We start from the raw sequence: 16289 nt of genomic DNA, 5'->3' as shown, positions 1-16289 counted from the left end.
GAAAAGAGGGGCGTGCAGAGGAGTGTTGCAGGGGCTGAAGTCCTGAAAGTGAACGCAGTGAAAGTTTTTTTGCCTTTGTTTATTAGGGCTTAATCGTTTCAGTTACAGCGTATGACAGGCGTGCATTGCCCCTGTATGGCCACAACTGCATAATGTAGCCCCTTTTTTCAGCCCCTACATGTGGAAGGTTCCCGTGACTCAGAAGCCCGACCAGTGTCTTGGTGAATGGATCGACCGTGAAGCACTCGCTGAAGCGATGATTCCGCTTATCGGTCAGCTTTACCGCAATAACAACGTGGTGAGCTCGATCTATGGCCGCAGCCTGATCAACCGTTCAGTCATTGCGATTCTCAAAGCTCACCGCTTTGCGCGTCATCGTCAGTCCGATGACAGCGAATTGTCCGTGCACGAAACTTTCCCGCTGCTTAAAGCAATGAGCGAGCTCAAGCTCGGCGCTGCTTCAGTAGACCTGGGCAAGCTGGCCGTCAAGTTCAAGACCGAAGGCAATGGCCGGACTGCCGAGCAGTTCGTACGCGAAGAACTGGCCGAAGTTGTAGGTCAGCAAAACGCTTCTGCGCGCAAAGGCACTGATGTCGTACTGTACGGCTTCGGTCGTATCGGTCGTCTGCTGGCGCGCATCCTGATCGAAAAAACCGGTGGTGGCGACGGCCTGCGTCTGCGTGCCATTGTTGTGCGCAAAGGCGCCGAAAACGATCTGGTCAAGCGTGCCAGCCTGTTGCGCCGCGACTCGGTGCACGGCCCGTTCGATGGCACCATCGTCATTGATGAAGCCAACAGCACCATCACGGCCAACGGCAACCTGATCCAGGTGATCTACGCGAAGAATCCGACCGAGGTGGACTACACCCAGTACGGCATTCAGAACGCACTGCTGGTGGACAACACCGGCGTATGGCGTGACGCCGACGGTCTGGGCCAGCATCTGGCCTGCCCGGGCATCGATCGCGTTGTGTTGACCGCGCCTGGCAAAGGCAAGCTGAAGAACATCGTTCACGGCATCAACCACGGCGAAATCACCGCAGACGACAAGATCGTTTCCGCGGCATCCTGCACCACCAACGCCATCGTGCCGGTGCTCAAGGCTGTCAACGACAAGTTCGGCATCGTCAATGGTCACGTTGAAACAGTTCACTCGTACACCAACGACCAGAACCTGATCGACAACTTCCACAAGGGCGATCGCCGTGGCCGTAGTGCCGCGCTGAACATGGTTATCACCGAAACCGGTGCTGCTACCGCTGCTGCCAAGGCTCTGCCTGAGCTGGCCGGCAAGCTGACCGGTAACGCGATCCGCGTTCCGACGCCAAACGTTTCGATGGCCATCCTCAACCTGAACCTTGAGAAGCCGGCGACCCGTGAAGAAATGAACGAGTACCTGCGCTACATGGCGCTGCACTCCGACCTGCACAAGCAAATCGACTACGTGAACTCGCAGGAAGTGGTTTCCACTGACTTCGTAGGTTCGCGTCACGCCGGTGTGGTGGATGCTGAGGCCACTATCTGCAATGACAACCGCGTTGTGCTGTACGTTTGGTACGACAACGAATTCGGTTATAGCTGCCAGGTAGTCCGCGTGATGGAAGACATGGCCGGGGTCAACCCGCCAGCGTTCCCGCGCTAAGCAATCGCCCATAAAAAACCCCGATCATTCGGGGTTTTTTTATGGGCGTGATTTGCCGGGCGGACGCTACAGGTTTTCGATGCGCACCTGTTCGCGATGAAATCATCGTGGTGACCCGGTTAAACCGTAGTCTGAAGTGTGCCCCAAAGGTTGTAGGCCCCATGTGTGGGCGCTACACGTCCGGGTCAGGGCCTTGGCGCAAGCAAATCGCGACGCAATTTTTCCGGCAGGCCGTCGGGGGCCAGCCATATCCCGAGGTAGAGCTTGGCCAGTTCATGGTTCCGGCTACTGAAAATGACCGTGCCATTGCGCTCGACATTCAGCCCCCGTTGGGGGGTGTAGTCCAGAGCGTAGCGGTCTGCGCGTTTGATATCGCCAAAACTCGATTGCAGTTTTTTTAGCGGGGCATCAAGGATGGCCAAAGTGGTCGCGGGATGTTGACGTTTGAGGATGGTGGCGGATGCTCGGGTGATATCGCTGTGCTTGAGGTCGCGCAGATAGTAGAGCTCCAGACGCAAGTCGCGCTGTTCGTCAAAAGCCTGCTGCGGGCTGATATCCGGTGGGGTGAACAGGGCTGCGGCGTAGATGTCGGCCCAAAGATAGGTCAGCACAATCTGGCCTTTGCGTTCCATGCGTTGTGATCCGTCTCGCGATTGGGCAGGAAAATTGGCTTCCTTTAAGCGTGAAGACTCCTCTGCCAGGCTGGCGGCGCTGTAGATCATTACCAGTACGATCCATATGTGGCGCATGAGGGTGGGCTCTGGTGACTGAGTTGTTAGAGGTTATGTCATATTTTGAATGTGTGTTGATCTCTGGAGGCCCTCTCCTGAAGGGCTGCGGGGAAGGGTTTGCTGCTGTGAACGCAAAAATAGCCATCGACGAGACCAAGGGTTAATGTTCGCAGCGTTCAGGCTTCTATAGACTGTGCACCACGTTTTGATCTTTCATGGCGCTGGCCGCGCCATGAGTTAGCCGCAGGTGCCCAAAGAGGGACCTCGGCCTGTTCTGAGGAGTACGCATGGCTGTCTACAACTACGACGTAGTGGTACTGGGCTCCGGCCCGGCAGGAGAAGGTGCGGCAATGAACGCCGCAAAAGCAGGGCGCAAGGTGGCAATGGTTGATAGCCGGCGTCAAGTGGGCGGCAACTGTACGCACTTGGGCACTATCCCGTCCAAAGCCCTGCGTCACTCGGTTCGGCAGATCATGCAGTTCAACACCAATCCGATGTTTCGGGCCATTGGTGAGCCGCGCTGGTTCTCGTTCCCGGACGTACTGAAAAGCGCTGAAAGAGTCATCTCCAAGCAGGTCGCCTCACGCACCGGCTTCTACGCCCGCAACCGGGTAGACCTGTTCTTCGGCACCGGCAGTTTCACCGACGAGCAAACCATCGAAGTGGTCTGCGCCAATGGCGTCGTTGAAACCCTGATGGCCAAGCAAATCATCATCGCCACCGGTTCGCGTCCGTATCGCCCGGCGGATATCGATTTCAGCCACTCGCGTATCTACGATAGCGACACCATCCTCAGCCTCGGTCATACCCCGCGCAAACTGATTGTGTATGGCGCCGGTGTAATCGGCTGTGAATATGCATCCATCTTCAGCGGCCTGGGGGTGTTGGTCGAACTGGTGGACAACCGTGAGCAACTGCTGAGCTTCCTCGATTCCGAGATCTCGCAGGCGCTGAGCTACCACTTCAGCAACAACAACATCACCGTGCGTCACAACGAGGAGTACGAGCGGGTTGAAGGCGTCGAAAACGGCGTGATCCTGCACCTCAAGTCGGGCAAGAAGATCAAGGCGGACGCCTTGCTCTGGTGTAATGGCCGTACCGGCAACACCGATCTGTTGGGTCTGGAAAACATCGGCATCAAGGTCAATGGCCGTGGCCAGATCAGCGTCGATGAAAACTACCGCACCAGCGTGCCGAACATCTACGGCGCCGGCGACGTCATCGGCTGGCCAAGCCTGGCCAGTGCTGCGCACGACCAGGGTCGTTCCGCTGCGGGCAGCATCGTCGACAATGGCAGCTGGCGTTTTGTGAATGATGTACCGACCGGCATTTACACCATTCCCGAGATCAGCTCGATCGGCAAGAACGAGCAAGAACTGACCCAGGCCAAAGTGCCGTACGAAGTGGGCAAGGCGTTTTTCAAGAGCATGGCGCGCGCGCAGATTGCCGGCGAACCCCAGGGCATGCTGAAGATCCTGTTCCACCGTGAAACCCTTGAAGTACTGGGCGTTCACTGCTTTGGTTACCAGGCTTCGGAGATCGTTCACATCGGCCAGGCCATCATGAACCAGCCGGGTGATCTCAATACCTTGAAGTACTTTGTGAATACCACGTTCAACTACCCGACCATGGCCGAAGCCTATCGGGTAGCCGCTTACGATGGTCTTAACCGGCTTTTTTGAGCGGCTCCGGCCGGTGGCCTGAGCCGGCCGGGGAGACCGATTTCAGCTATTCCCGAGGGTGGCAGTGGCCAAACCGGGAAAGTCTGTAATCAGGCTATCTACGCCGAAGTCGGCGAGTCTGCGCATCAGCGCAGGCTCGTTGACTGTCCATACCGACACGTGCAGCCCCATACGCTGGGCTTTCTCCAGAAATTCCGGAGTGCAGAGTGTCCAGTTCAGCGCCAATATCTCGCAGCCATAACTCTGGGCGACCTTCAGCGGGTCGAGCAAGGCGTATTCGGCGACCAGTCCGCGTGATACGTCAGGTGTCAGCTCCACGGCAGCCTTGAGCACTTCCCGCGAGCTGGAAGTGATGGTGATCTTGTCCAGTAGCCCATGACGCTGCGCCATTTCGCGGATGGCCAATACGGTGCTGGCGGCACGGGTGCGCGATGCACTTTTGACCTCCAGTTGCCAGTGCTCGAAGTTGCACTTTTCAAACAGCTCTTCAAGTCGCGGGATCGGGCACGGCTGTACCCAGCCCGGACCTCCCTGGCGTGCGTCGTACGTCACCAGCTCAGCGGCAGTGTGTTCGGCGACCTTGCCGCGGCGGTCGGTCGTGCGCTTGAGGGTGGAGTCATGGATCACCATCAACTCACCGTCCTTGGACAGGTGCAGGTCGAGTTCACAGCGGTGAACGCCGTGCTTGAGGCACTGTTCAAAGCTGGCAAGGGTGTTTTCCGGTGCTTCGCCTTTGGCGCCGCGATGGCCATAAATCAGAGTCACATTTACTCCTTCATGCAGCATTCGCTGCGTTTCGATGGGGCGCCGGTAGGGGCTTACTCCGTTGCGGATTCGTTCAGTTCACGGGCCTGGCGGCGTGCCTGCGCCTGTTTTTGCAAAATGTAGCGCGCCAGCAGCTGGCGTTGTGTGTCAGTGATGGATTCAAATTCGCTGCCGATCTCATACCCGCCGTCCTGTGCCCGGCAATGAGTGACGCGTGCGCGCAGCAACAAGCCAAGGGCTTGAGGCATCAGTACCAGTTTGGTCGCAAGATGACTACCGATCGGGTAGGCGTGGGCGTGATGAAACTCGATGCCGGCTTCGGACAGTTTGACTGGCTGCAGCTCGCCCACCTTGCCCAGTAGCGTCTGTGCGACGATCTGGCTGAGCAGGTCGACCCGCTTGTTCAGGGTCTTGAGGTAGCTGGAAAGCGTGCGGTCGCGTTCGCTGATCTGGCGCAGCAGGTGCTGGGACTCGAACTCGCTCAGGTGTAATTCACTGAGCAAATTGAACAGGGGAGAAGCATCCTGCAACACTTCACCACTCTCGGCCTCAAGGGCTGACAGCGGGGTTATTTCCAGTGCGATCACATCCTCGATACGGTAGTATTCGCGGCGATCTGCTTCATCTAATGTCGACATGGCGAACCCATGATGGCGGCTGTGGTCTGAGTGTAAAGCTGCTTATCAGGCCCCGCCACAAGGACGTCTTCTTTTCCCTCGAACAAGCCCCGACATGTTCAGACCTCTCTTCGTATTTATTGGCACGCGTTATACCCGTGCAAAGCGTCGCAATCATTTTGTGTCGTTCATTTCACTGACGTCCATGATCGGACTCGCCCTCGGCGTGGTCGTAATGATTGTGGTGCTCTCGGTGATGAATGGCTTCGATCATGAGATGCGTACCCGCGTGCTGGGCATGGTGCCCCACGCGACAATCGTCGGTGATCAACCGATCAGCGACTGGCAAAGCCTGGCCGTCAAGGTCCAGGAAAACCCCAAGGTGCAGGCGGTAGCGCCGTACACCCAGATGCAGGGCTTGCTGACCCACGATGGCAATGTGCAGAAAGTGCTGCTCAATGCTGTCGATCCGGAGCAGGAGCGCAAGGTATCGATCATCGACCGCTTCATGCAGCAGGGGCAGCTCGACTCGCTGACTCCCGGCAGCTTCGGCATCATCATTGGCGACAAGGCGGCTAAAAAGCTCGGCGTGGCCATTGGCGACAAGCTGACGTTCGTTGCGCCTGAAGTCACGGTGACCCCGGCGGGGATGTTCCCGCGTATGAAGCGCTTCACCGTGCAGGGCATTTTTCATGTCGGCGCCGGTGAGATCGACGGCTTTCTGGGCATCACCAACCTGCAGGATCTGGCACGCCTGCAGCGCTGGAAACCCGATCAGGTCCAGGGCTTGCGCCTGAAGTTCGATGACTTGTTCGAGGCCCCGCGCACGGCATGGGAAATCGCCGAGAAGCTCGGTGAGAGCCAGTATTACGCTCGTGACTGGACCCGTACCCACGGCAACCTGTATCAGGCAATCCGCATGGAAAAAGCCATGATCGGGTTGCTGCTGTTGCTCATCGTGGCGGTCGCTGCCTTCAACATCATTTCCACGCTGGTGATGGTGGTCAATGACAAGAAGGGTGATATCGCGATCCTGCGTACCCTGGGCGCCACACCTGGCCAGATCATGGCGATCTTCATGGTCCAGGGCACGGTGATCGGCGTGGTCGGTACCGCCATTGGCGCCGTGGTCGGCATGCTCGCCGCGCTGAATGTCAGTGCCGCAATCTCGGGCCTTGAAAGCCTTCTGGGTCATAAATTTCTCAACGCCGACGTATATTTCATCGACTACCTGCCTTCGCAATTGATGGCTGAAGACGTGTTGATGGTGTGCGGCGCGGCATTGGTTCTAAGTTTCCTCGCGACCTTGTACCCGGCCTGGCGTGCTGCGCGCACCCAGCCTGCGCAGGCGCTTCGTTATGAGTGAGTTGGGCATGAAAGAACAAGCAGTGTTGAGTTGCCGCGATCTGGGCAAGTCCTACGAGGAAGGCCCGGAGTCGGTAGTCGTACTGTCGGGCCTGCAGCTTGAGCTGCACCCGGGCGAGCGGGTGGCGATTGTCGGCACCTCGGGCTCGGGTAAAAGTACGCTGCTGAATTTGCTCGGCGGCCTGGATACCCCGTCCTCTGGCAGTGTCTGGCTGGCCGGTGAAGAGCTTTCGGCGCTGAATGAAAAGGCCCGTGGCCTGTTGCGTAACCGTTCGCTGGGCTTCGTTTATCAGTTCCACCACCTGTTGCCCGAGTTCACCGCGCTGGAAAACGTCTGCATGCCGTTGCTGATCGGCAAGACGCCGATCCCGCAGGCCCGTGAGCGCGCCACGGCCCTGCTGACCCGGGTTGGCCTGGGCCATCGCCTGGAGCACAAGCCGGCCGAGTTGTCGGGAGGGGAGCGCCAGCGTGTGGCCATTGCCCGGGCGCTGGTCAATAACCCGGGGCTGGTGATGCTCGATGAGCCTACGGGCAACCTCGACTCGCATACCGCGCAGGGCATTCAAGACCTGATGCTGGAGCTCAGCACTTCGATGCGCACGGCGTTTCTGGTGGTGACCCACGATATGAATCTGGCCCGTCAGATGGATCGTGTATTGCACCTTCAGGAAGGTTGCCTGACCGCGATTTGATCGAGCAGCACCCGACACCGGTTGACGGTGTCGGGTCTTTAATTTTTATACGGTGCCCGCGAATGTTCAGACCGTTATCGATTTTTATCGGCACGCGCTATACCCGTGCCAAGCGCCGAAATCGTTTTGTTTCTTTTATCTCCATGACCTCGATGATCGGCCTCGCCCTGGGCGTGCTGGCGATGATTGTGGTGTTGTCGGTGATGAACGGTTTTCAGCGTGAAATGAGTAACCGCATCCTTGGCATGGTGCCGCACGCCACGATCGTCGGTGTGAAACCGATAGATGACTGGCGCCCGGTCGCCGAGGCTGCGCTGAAAAATCCTGAGGTCACCGGGGCCGTGCCGTTTACCGAAATGGAAGGCATGCTGTCCTACAAGGGATCGATGCAGCCGATTCAGATCAGTGGTGTCGACCCGGCCCTGGAAGGCAACGTGTCGATCGTTGCCCGGCATATTGTCCAGGGGCGTCTGGAAGATCTTAAACCCGGCGAGTTTGGTGTGGTGCTGGGTGAAATTACCGCGCGGCGCTTCCGTTTGGGTGTCGGAGACAAGATCACACTGATCGTGCCTGAGGCCAGTACCGCGCCCGGCGGGATTACCCCGCGTCTGCAGCGTTTGAACGTGGTGGGTGTCTTCAAGGTCGGGGCCGAGCTGGATGGCTCGATGGGCTTGATCCACGTGGCCGATGCGGCTGCCCTGCAGCGCTGGGAGCCGAACCAGGTTCAAAGCGTGCGCCTGGCGGTCAAGGACCTGTACGCCGCGCCGAAGGTGTCGCAGCAGGTTGCTGCGGGCTTGGGGGCCGGGTACACGGCGGATGACTGGACTCATACCCAGGGCAGCCTGTTCAGCGCCATGAAAATGGAAAAAACCATGATCGGCCTGTTGCTGCTGATGATCGTTGCCGTGGCAGCCTTCAACATCATCGCCACGTTGATTATGGTGGTGAACGACAAGGGCGCCGACATCGCCATTTTGCGCACCATTGGCGCCACGCCTCAGCAGATCATGGCGATTTTCATGGTCCAGGGCACGGTGATCGGGATTGTCGGCACGTTGATTGGTGGCGTGCTGGGGGTTATCGCGGCGCTCAATGTCAGTGAACTGGTGGGCTGGATGGAGCGGGTGTCCGGGCAGCATATTTTCAGTTCTGATGTGTATTTCGTGAGTAACCTGCCGTCAGAGCTGCAAGGTGGCGATGTGGCCTTGATCTGCGGTGCGGGTTTTGTTCTGAGCTTTTTGGCCACCTTGTACCCGGCGTACCGTGCCGCCAAAATCCAGCCGGCGCATGCGTTGCGCTACTCCTGATCGTTGAGCGGGGGTATTTGTAGCTGCTGACGAACTGGGCGAGGACACAGTCCTCGTCACGTCGGTCTTCGCGGTTTATCTGAAGCGCCGGGTAGTCGGGTTCACGACGGCTGCGCCGCCGGACGCGGCCTCGCTACGCTCGACCGCAGCTACGGATTTGGAGTGATGTTGTAGCCGCTTTTGAAGGTCCTTCGGCCCTTATCGCAGCCTGCGGCAGCGGCTACAGGGGCCCTTTGTACATTTCCATTGAGCGTGACACGGTGCTGCCTTTGCGGCCGGCGGGGTCGGTTCGATGTGGTGCTGTTGTAGCCGCTGCCGAAGGCTGCGACGGGTTGCGCAGCGACCCTGCTTTTGAAGGTCCTTCGGCCTTTGTAGCAGCGGACGAGCGGAGCGAGGCCGCGTCCCGCTACGAGGTCTGTCCTAGCGGCAGCTCAATCACAAATCGGGTCAACCCCTCTTGCGATTCGCATCCTATCTGCCCGCCATGGGCACGAATAATGGACTGGGTAATCGCCAGCCCCAATCCGGCATGTTCACTGCTGCCTTCTCGGCGGGCCGGATCGGCTCGATAAAATCGGTCAAACAGGCGCGGAAGCTGCTCTGCGGGGATTACGGTACCGGTGTTTTCCAGGCTGATGCGCAGGTGGGAAGCCGTGGCAGTGATCAACACGCTGATCGTTCCGCCCGCGGGGGTGTAGCGCAGTGCGTTATCCAGCAGGTTGGAGAGGGCGCGGCGCAGCATGCTGCGGTCACCCGCGATCTGGCCGTTACCCGTGCGGCTTAGAGCAATCAGCGAGTCTTCGGCCAGGGGTGCATAAAACTCAAGCAGGGCGTCCACTTCCCGGGCCAGCTCCAAAGGCTCGCGTCGAGGGGTGAGCAAACCGTGGTCGGCCTTGGCCAGGTACAGCATGTCGTTGACCAACTGGGCCATCCATTGCAACTCTTCAAGGTTGCCATGCAGCGCCTCGCGGTATTCTTCGAGGCTGCGGGGGCGAGTCAGGGTGACTTGGGTGTGGGTCAGCAGGTTCGACAATGGCGTGCGTAACTCATGGGCAATATCGGCAGAGAACGCCGACAGGCGCTGAAATGAGCTGTCCAGTCGCTCCAGCATGGCGTTGAAGGCCTTGGCCAGGTCAGCCAGCTCGGCCGGCATTTGCGCCTGGGGCAAGCGCGCATTGAGCGAGTCCGCCGAGACGCTGCCTGCGATCGCGCTCATGCGACGCAAGGGTTGCAAGCCGCTACGGGCAGCCCAGGCACCGAGAATGGCAGTGGCCAGGGCTGAGAGCCCGACAGTCATCCAGATCAAGTGCTGCATGCGCTGCAAGAAGTGCTGGTGGTGGGTGATGTCCAGCAGCAGTGTCAGGCGCGGTGCGTTTTGGGTGTCGGGCACCGGATTCAATACCCGGTAATCAATGCCATCGATCTGCAGACTGCCCAGTCCCGGGCGCGAAGGCAGTTCCAGCGGCAGGCGCGGTGAGCTGTCAAACCACAAATGCCCGTCTGGACCTCGCACCCGGACGGCAAGATCCGGTTGATGGGCGAGGTCTTGCAGGAGTGCGGGCAGGCGCCCGGTGAAGATCTCCAGGGTGTCGGCACCCTGCAGCGTGCCGCGCAGAACAGCGAGGCGGCTTTCCATCAGCTGCTGGTCCAGCTCCACGAAGTGCACTTCACTGGCCCGTCCGAACAATACCCCGGCAAACAGTGAAACCACGGCCGTGCACCCGGCGAACAGCAGCGCCAGGCGGCTGCTCAGCGACAGACGGCGCATCACGGGGTGCGCTCTTCGAGGACGTAACCCATGCCGCGTACGGTATGGATCAGTTTGCGCTCGTAGCTGTCATCGATTTTCAGGCGCAGGCGGCGAATCGCGACTTCGATCACATTGGTGTCGCTGTCGAAATTCATGTCCCATACCTGCGAGGCGATCAAGGATTTGGGCAGCACTTCGCCCTGGCGGCGCAGCAGCAACTCCAGCAGGGAGAACTCCTTGGCGGTGAGGTCGATGCGCTGCCCGTCACGCTCGACGCGGCGACGGATCAGGTCCAGGCGCAGGTCGGCCAGTTGCAGGCTGGTTTCCTGGGGGGCGCTGCTGCCACGGCGTAACAGGCTGCGCACCCGGGCCAGCAATTCGGAAAACGCGAAGGGCTTGACCAGATAGTCGTCAGCCCCCAGTTCCAGGCCGTGTACACGGTCTTCAACAGCGTCGCGGGCAGTCAGGAACAGCACCGGCATGCTCAGTCCGGCACTGCGCACCGCCTGCAGGATTTGCCAGCCGTCACGGCCGGGCAGCATGACATCGAGAATCAGCAGTGAGTAATCACCGGTCAGTGCCAAGTGCTGGCCAGTGATGCCGTCGGCGGCCAGTTCGGTATTGAAGCCGGCCTCGCTCAAGCCCTGGCGCAGGTATTGCCCGGTTTTGGCCTGGTCTTCGACTATCAGCAGTTTCATGGGCAACTCATCGCAAAAAATGACCTCAGCCTTATACCCCGACTCCCGCGAAGCGGGGCCAAACTGACAAAGTTGTAATCTTACGGTCAGTTGAGTGCCAGCGCCGGCCTTTTAAAGTAGGTGCCTGTTCGATCATTTATTTCCGGAGTCGGTATGACGGTGCGTTTTCGTTTGGCCCTTGCGGGATTTCTGCTGGTATTGAGCATGCCGGCGCTGGCATCGCCTGCGGGGCACTATGCTTTTGGTCAGCCAGCGGCTGCCGCCAGTGCCACGCGCACGATTGAAGTACAGATGACGGACATGGCCTTCACGCCCACGTCTCTGGAGGTCAAAGCAGGGGAGACGGTGCGTTTTGTCCTGGTTAACAAGGGGCAGTTGCTGCACGAGTTCAACCTGGGAGATGCAGCGATGCACGCCGGGCACCAGAAAGAAATGCTCGAGATGCAGCAGGGCGGGATGATGACCCCGACCGGCATGAATCACGACATGGATCATGCCGCGATGGGGCACGGTGCCAGCGCCGAGATGAAGCACGATGATCCCAACAGTGTGCTGGTGGAACCGGGTAAAACCGCTGAGTTGACCTGGACGTTCAGCCAGGCGGACAACCTGGAATTCGCCTGTAATGTGCCCGGCCACTATCAGGCGGGAATGGTCGGAACGGTAAAGGTTGGGCCTTGAACACGGCTGATCGTCTGTGAACGCTGAAAGACAGGCGTAAACCCGCTAGAATTGCCGGGTTTTTCTAGCCAGGTTTTTGTTATGCATCCCGCAGCCGAACATTCGCCGCTGGGCAAGTCCAGTGAATACATCAGCACTTACACGCCGTCCTTGCTCTTCCCGATCCCGCGCGCAGCAAAATGGGCCGAGCTGGGCCTGAGCGCCGAAACGCTGCCTTATGTCGGGGTGGATTTCTGGAACTGCTTCGAACTGTCATGGCTGTTGCCATCAGGCAAGCCAGTGGTAGCCATTGGCGAGTTCTGCTTTGCCGCAGACTCGCCGAACATCGTTGAGTCCAAGTCGTTCAAGCTGTACTTGAACTCCCTGAACCAGACCGTTTTTACCGATGTGCAAAGCCTCGAAGCGACCTTGCAAGCTGACTTGTCGGCGGCCTCCGGGAAGCCGGTCAGTGTGCGCGTGCGCAGCTTGAATGACGTCCAGGCCGATGGCGTGGGTGTTTTGCCGGGTGTGTGCATCGATGACCTGGATATCAGCGTCAGTGATTACGCCCAGCCACGTCCTGAGCTGCTCAAGTGCGATGAGTCGCGGGTCATTGAAGAAAGCCTGTACAGCCATCTGCTCAAATCCAACTGCCCGGTGACCAGTCAGCCAGACTGGGGGACCGTGGTCGTCGAGTACCGCGGTGCGGCGCTGGATCACGCCAGCCTGCTGGCGTACCTGGTCAGCTTTCGCCAGCACTCGGATTTTCATGAGCAATGCGTGGAGCGGATCTTTCTCGACCTGCAGCGTCTGCTCAAGCCTGAAAAACTGACCGTGTATGCGCGTTATGTGCGTCGTGGCGGGCTGGACATCAACCCGTACCGCAGTACCGAAGCGGTTGAGTTCCAGAATCTGCGCTTAGTGCGTCAGTAATAACGCCCCGGCACCTGTTGCCTGTGCAGGAGCGAGTATGTTCGCTCCTGCAGCAGGAATCAGGCCTGGTTCAATGCTGTTGCCTGTTCCAGCACCGCTTCAACATGACCCGGTACTTTCACGCCGCGCCATTCATGGCGCAACACGCCGTCCTTGTCGATCAGGAACGTGCTGCGGTCGACCCCCATGTATTCCTTGCCATAAAGCTTTTTCAGCTTGATCACGTCAAACAGCTGGCACAGGGTTTCGTCCTTGTCGCTCAGCAACTCGAACGGGAAACCTTGCTTGGCCTTGAAGTTTTCATGGGACTTGAGGCTGTCACGCGATACACCGAAGATTTCGGTATTGGCCGCCTGAAACGCCGGGTAATGGTCGCGAAAGCCCTGGCCTTCGGTGGTGCAGCCCGGCGTGCTGTCCTTGGGGTAGAAGTAAATCACCACCTGCTTGCCTTTAAGCTGCGACAGGCTGACGGTTTGCTCGCCCGTTGCCGGGAGCGTGAATTCGCCTACCGGCTGATCAATTGCTACGGCCATGAGTCGGCTTCCTTACATTGGGTTCTGTGGGCGCCACGGTTCGATCAGTGCATCGAGGTTCAGCGCGTCGGCGAAGTCCAGGAACTGATCACGCAGCCAGCTGATTTGTACGCCGGCCGGCAAGGTCACGGTGAACGTGGCGTTGAGCATGGTGCCGCCGGTTTGCGGTGCCTGATAGGTGTCGCAGGTCAGGTTTTCCAGTTCGACGTTGTGGTCGGTGAAAAACTGGCATAGCTCATTGATGATGTCCGAGCGGTACGCCGAGCTGACATAAGCCACGTACGGCAGCGCCTGGGGCCGGGTTTCGAGCGCGGCACTGCGCACCACGTTAACGCTGAAGGCGTGTTTCTTGGCGAGAGCCGGCAGCCCGGCTTCAAGGCGGGCCAGGGCGTCCCAGCTGCCGGTGACTTCCAGGACCAGCGCACTGCATTCGCCGTGGCGAGTCAGGCGGGAGGTCACGACGGCGCAGCGATTTTCATGGCTGGCGCGACACAGGACGTTAGTCAGCTCCATTGGGTTGGCGCCAAGGGCACTGATGACAAGGAATTGTTCGCGGACTGTGGGGGTGGACATGCAGCCTTCCTAAAACGATGAGCGGTCAGTACGGTCGACGCGGTACGAATCCAGTATCAGGTTTCTTGCAAGCACCACAACCCCGCCAATACACCGCTGCAGACGATTTGCAGGCTCTGCAAATCGCGACCGGAAGCGTTTGGGCGGGGCTTTGGGCGCTTGATATAGAGCTGTTTGGCAGACTCTCGCGCGCATCAGTACCAATCAAAGGCTGAAGGGTAGCGAAAAGCAACGCGAAGGGGAATGCTCATCGGGCGCGCTGTTGCTTGTGCAAGGGTCATGGCGCCAGTACCATTACGGCTCTCTTTTTCCGGCAGGAGCGGTTGCATGATTGCGGGCAGTATGGTGGCACTGGTCACACCGATGGATGCACAAGGTCGTCTTGATTGGGACGCCCTGAGCAAACTGGTGGACTTTCACCTGCAAGCGGGCACCAACGCCATTGTTGCCGTTGGCACTACAGGTGAATCGGCAACGCTGGATGTGAACGAACACATCGAAGTGATTCGTTTTGTCGTCAAGCAGGTTGCAGGGCGCATTCCGGTGATTGCCGGCACGGGCGCCAACTCGACGCGTGAAGCGATCGAGCTGACCACCAACGCGAAGGCCGCCGGCGCTGATGCGTGCCTGCTGGTCACGCCGTATTACAACAAACCGACCCAGGAAGGCCTGTATCAGCACTTCCGTGCGATCGCCGAAGCAGTCGACATCCCGCAGATCCTGTACAACGTGCCGGGCCGTACGGCCTGCGACATGCTGCCAGCCACCGTCATACGCCTGTCGACCGTACCGAACATCATCGGTATCAAGGAAGCCACCGGCGACCTGCAGCGCGTCACGGACATCCTGGCCGGTGTCAGCAGCGACTTCCTGGTGTACTCCGGCGATGACGCGACGGCAGTCGAGCTGATTCTGCTCGGCGGCAAGGGCAACATCTCGGTCACCGCCAACGTGGCGCCGCGTGAAATGAGCGAATTGTGTGCGGCGGCCATGCGTGGCGATGCGGTCACAGCCCGTGCGATTCACGAAAAGCTGATGCCGCTCAATAAAACCCTGTTTATCGAATCCAACCCGATCCCCGTGAAATGGGCGCTGCACGAGATGGGCCTGATGCCGGACGGTATCCGTCTGCCGCTCACCTGGCTCAGCGAACCCTGCCACGAACCGCTGCGTCAGGCTCTGCGCCAGTCCGGTGTTTTGGTTTAATTGAGGAAGCACTACGCATGAAGCGATTGGCCGGACTTTCCGCACTAGCCGTGATTATTTCGAGCACCAGCGGCTGTGGTTGGCTGTGGGGTCCAGAAGGTTATTTCCGGGACCGTGGTAGCGATTATCTGGAGGCGCATCAAGCGCCGCCGATGCAATTGCCGCCGGGTGTCCAGACTGACAAGCGCCTTGTGCCGCTGTTGCCAATCCCCGGCAACGTGCCTGACGACAGCGTCAAGGGCGAGTATGAGGTGCCGCGCCCGCAGCCATTGCTGGTGGCCGCGAATGCCAGCGACTTCACCCTGCAAAAGAGTGGCGATAGCCGCTGGGTGATGGCGCAGCGTTCCCCGGCAGAAGTCTGGTCGGTGGCGACGCAGTTCTTCCAGGACAACGGTTTCCGTATCGACGAGCAACGTCCGCAGACCGGCGAGTTCACCACGACCTGGCAGCGCGCTGACGAGCTTTCGGCACCGATGGCCCGCCATATCGGCAGCAGCGGCCTTGCCGCCGACAGCGAAACCCGCCTGCGGGTCCGCATCGAGCCAGGCGTGCAGCGCAATACCAGCGAAATCTACATCGTCAGTGCCAACCGGCCTGCCGGCAGCACCGCCAATGCCGAGTTCAGCAACCGTTCGGTCAATACCGGTCTGGATGCTGCTCTGGTTGACGAAATGCTGATCAGCATGAGCCGCAACGCCGAGAAGGGCGGTTCGGTGTCGTTGCTGGCCGCACGGGACTTCGATACCCCGACCCGCGTCAGCCTGAGCGAAGACGGCAGCGGTAACCCGGTGCTGAGCCTCAACGAAGACCTCGATCGTGCCTGGTCGAGTGTCGGCCGTGCGCTTGAGCAGGGCGAATGGCGCGTTGAAGACATCAACCGTACCTTGGGCCTGTATTACATCAACCTGGCCGAAAAAGCCGAGAAGAAGGACGAGAAACCCGGTTTCTTCTCCGGCCTCTTTGGCAGCAAGCCGAACCAGGAAGAAGTTGAAGCACGTGCCGAGCGTTATCAGGTGCGTCTGAGCAAGGTTGGCGAGACGGTGCAAGTGACTGTCGAAGAAAACATCAACAAGGTTGCCTCGCCGGAAGTGGCGCGCAAAGTGTTGGGCGTCATTCAAGACAACCTGGGCTGACA

Annotated in this window: 16 protein-coding genes; 9 read left to right on the top strand and 7 right to left on the bottom strand. The window is 59.3% G+C overall.

Annotation, left to right across the window (positions count from 1 at the left end; all coding sequences use genetic code 11):
- Window positions 1-178: 178 nt before the first annotated feature.
- The gene (locus AWM69_RS20445) at window positions 179-1642 is read left to right on the top strand and encodes a glyceraldehyde-3-phosphate dehydrogenase (protein ID WP_131655210.1); all 1464 of its coding nucleotides are present in this window, start codon (window positions 179-181) and stop codon (window positions 1640-1642) included.
- 185 nt (window positions 1643-1827) lie between these two features.
- On the opposite strand, the gene AWM69_RS20440 is transcribed toward AWM69_RS20445, so the two are convergent.
- Window positions 1828-2391 (bottom strand): chalcone isomerase family protein, encoded by a 564-nt coding sequence (locus tag AWM69_RS20440; RefSeq protein ID WP_218728204.1) that lies wholly within the window; start codon window positions 2389-2391, stop codon window positions 1828-1830.
- A 269-nt stretch (window positions 2392-2660) separates the two neighbouring features.
- Here AWM69_RS20440 and sthA point away from each other — a divergent pair, with 269 nt between their 5' ends.
- A complete protein-coding gene (sthA, locus tag AWM69_RS20435; protein WP_131655208.1) occupies window positions 2661-4055 on the top strand; it encodes a Si-specific NAD(P)(+) transhydrogenase in 1395 nt (464 codons plus the stop codon).
- 42 nt (window positions 4056-4097) lie between these two features.
- On the opposite strand, the gene AWM69_RS20430 is transcribed toward sthA, so the two are convergent.
- Both AWM69_RS20430 and AWM69_RS20425 read right to left on the bottom strand, forming a co-directional pair.
- Window positions 4098-4820, bottom strand: coding sequence for a glycerophosphodiester phosphodiesterase family protein (locus tag AWM69_RS20430; RefSeq protein ID WP_218728203.1), 723 nt, complete (start codon window positions 4818-4820; stop codon window positions 4098-4100).
- Window positions 4821-4873: 53 nt separating this feature from the next.
- Entirely contained in the window at window positions 4874-5458 is a 585-nt protein-coding gene (locus tag AWM69_RS20425; protein ID WP_131655206.1) for a PilZ domain-containing protein, read from the bottom strand.
- 94 nt (window positions 5459-5552) lie between these two features.
- Here AWM69_RS20425 and AWM69_RS20420 point away from each other — a divergent pair, with 94 nt between their 5' ends.
- The 3 genes from AWM69_RS20420 to AWM69_RS20410 all read left to right on the top strand — a co-directional run bounded on the left by AWM69_RS20420 (window position 5553) and on the right by AWM69_RS20410 (window position 8801).
- A complete protein-coding gene (locus AWM69_RS20420) occupies window positions 5553-6803 on the top strand; it encodes a lipoprotein-releasing ABC transporter permease subunit (protein WP_131655205.1) in 1251 nt (416 codons plus the stop codon).
- Between the two features lie 7 nt (window positions 6804-6810).
- Window positions 6811-7494, top strand: coding sequence for a lipoprotein-releasing ABC transporter ATP-binding protein LolD (gene lolD / locus AWM69_RS20415; protein ID WP_218728202.1), 684 nt, complete (start codon window positions 6811-6813; stop codon window positions 7492-7494).
- A gap of 62 nt (window positions 7495-7556) precedes the next feature.
- Window positions 7557-8801: a lipoprotein-releasing ABC transporter permease subunit gene (locus AWM69_RS20410; RefSeq protein WP_131655203.1), complete on the top strand. Its 1245-nt coding sequence runs from the start codon at window positions 7557-7559 to the stop codon at window positions 8799-8801.
- Between the two features lie 406 nt (window positions 8802-9207).
- On the opposite strand, the gene AWM69_RS20405 is transcribed toward AWM69_RS20410, so the two are convergent.
- Entirely contained in the window at window positions 9208-10569 is a 1362-nt protein-coding gene (locus AWM69_RS20405) for a heavy metal sensor histidine kinase (RefSeq protein WP_256930466.1), read from the bottom strand.
- Window positions 10569-11249 carry a heavy metal response regulator transcription factor gene (locus AWM69_RS20400; protein WP_048382345.1) on the bottom strand — a complete coding sequence of 227 codons (681 nt, stop codon included), beginning with the start codon at window positions 11247-11249 and terminating at the stop codon, window positions 10569-10571. The genes AWM69_RS20405 and AWM69_RS20400 overlap by 1 nt, the downstream gene beginning before the upstream one ends.
- 153 nt (window positions 11250-11402) lie before the next feature.
- On the opposite strand from AWM69_RS20400, the gene AWM69_RS20395 reads away from it, so the two are divergent.
- On the top strand, window positions 11403-11930 hold the full coding sequence (locus AWM69_RS20395) for a plastocyanin/azurin family copper-binding protein (protein WP_131655201.1): 528 nt from the start codon (window positions 11403-11405) through the stop codon (window positions 11928-11930).
- An 81-nt stretch (window positions 11931-12011) separates the two neighbouring features.
- Window positions 12012-12842 carry an NADPH-dependent 7-cyano-7-deazaguanine reductase QueF gene (gene queF / locus AWM69_RS20390; RefSeq protein ID WP_131655200.1) on the top strand — a complete coding sequence of 277 codons (831 nt, stop codon included), beginning with the start codon at window positions 12012-12014 and terminating at the stop codon, window positions 12840-12842.
- A 59-nt stretch (window positions 12843-12901) separates the two neighbouring features.
- Here queF and AWM69_RS20385 read toward each other — a convergent pair whose 3' ends face one another.
- A complete protein-coding gene (locus AWM69_RS20385) occupies window positions 12902-13375 on the bottom strand; it encodes a peroxiredoxin (RefSeq protein WP_131655199.1) in 474 nt (157 codons plus the stop codon).
- Between the two features lie 12 nt (window positions 13376-13387).
- Complete coding sequence (locus AWM69_RS20380) at window positions 13388-13948, bottom strand: glycine cleavage system protein R (protein WP_048382349.1); 561 nt, start codon at window positions 13946-13948, stop codon at window positions 13388-13390.
- A 327-nt stretch (window positions 13949-14275) separates the two neighbouring features.
- Here AWM69_RS20380 and dapA point away from each other — a divergent pair, with 327 nt between their 5' ends.
- Both dapA and bamC read left to right on the top strand, forming a co-directional pair.
- Window positions 14276-15154, top strand: a complete 879-nt coding sequence (gene dapA, locus AWM69_RS20375; protein ID WP_131655198.1) for a 4-hydroxy-tetrahydrodipicolinate synthase — start codon at window positions 14276-14278, stop codon at window positions 15152-15154.
- Between the two features lie 17 nt (window positions 15155-15171).
- A complete protein-coding gene (gene bamC, locus AWM69_RS20370; protein WP_218728200.1) occupies window positions 15172-16287 on the top strand; it encodes an outer membrane protein assembly factor BamC in 1116 nt (371 codons plus the stop codon).
- Window positions 16288-16289: the final 2 nt, after the last annotated feature.

This window comes from Pseudomonas sp. D1HM (genome assembly GCF_019266105.1).
Classification (GTDB): domain Bacteria; phylum Pseudomonadota; class Gammaproteobacteria; order Pseudomonadales; family Pseudomonadaceae; genus Aquipseudomonas; species Aquipseudomonas taetrolens.
Note: the sequence above shows the minus strand (reverse complement) of the source record. Positions and strands in the feature narration are given on the sequence as shown.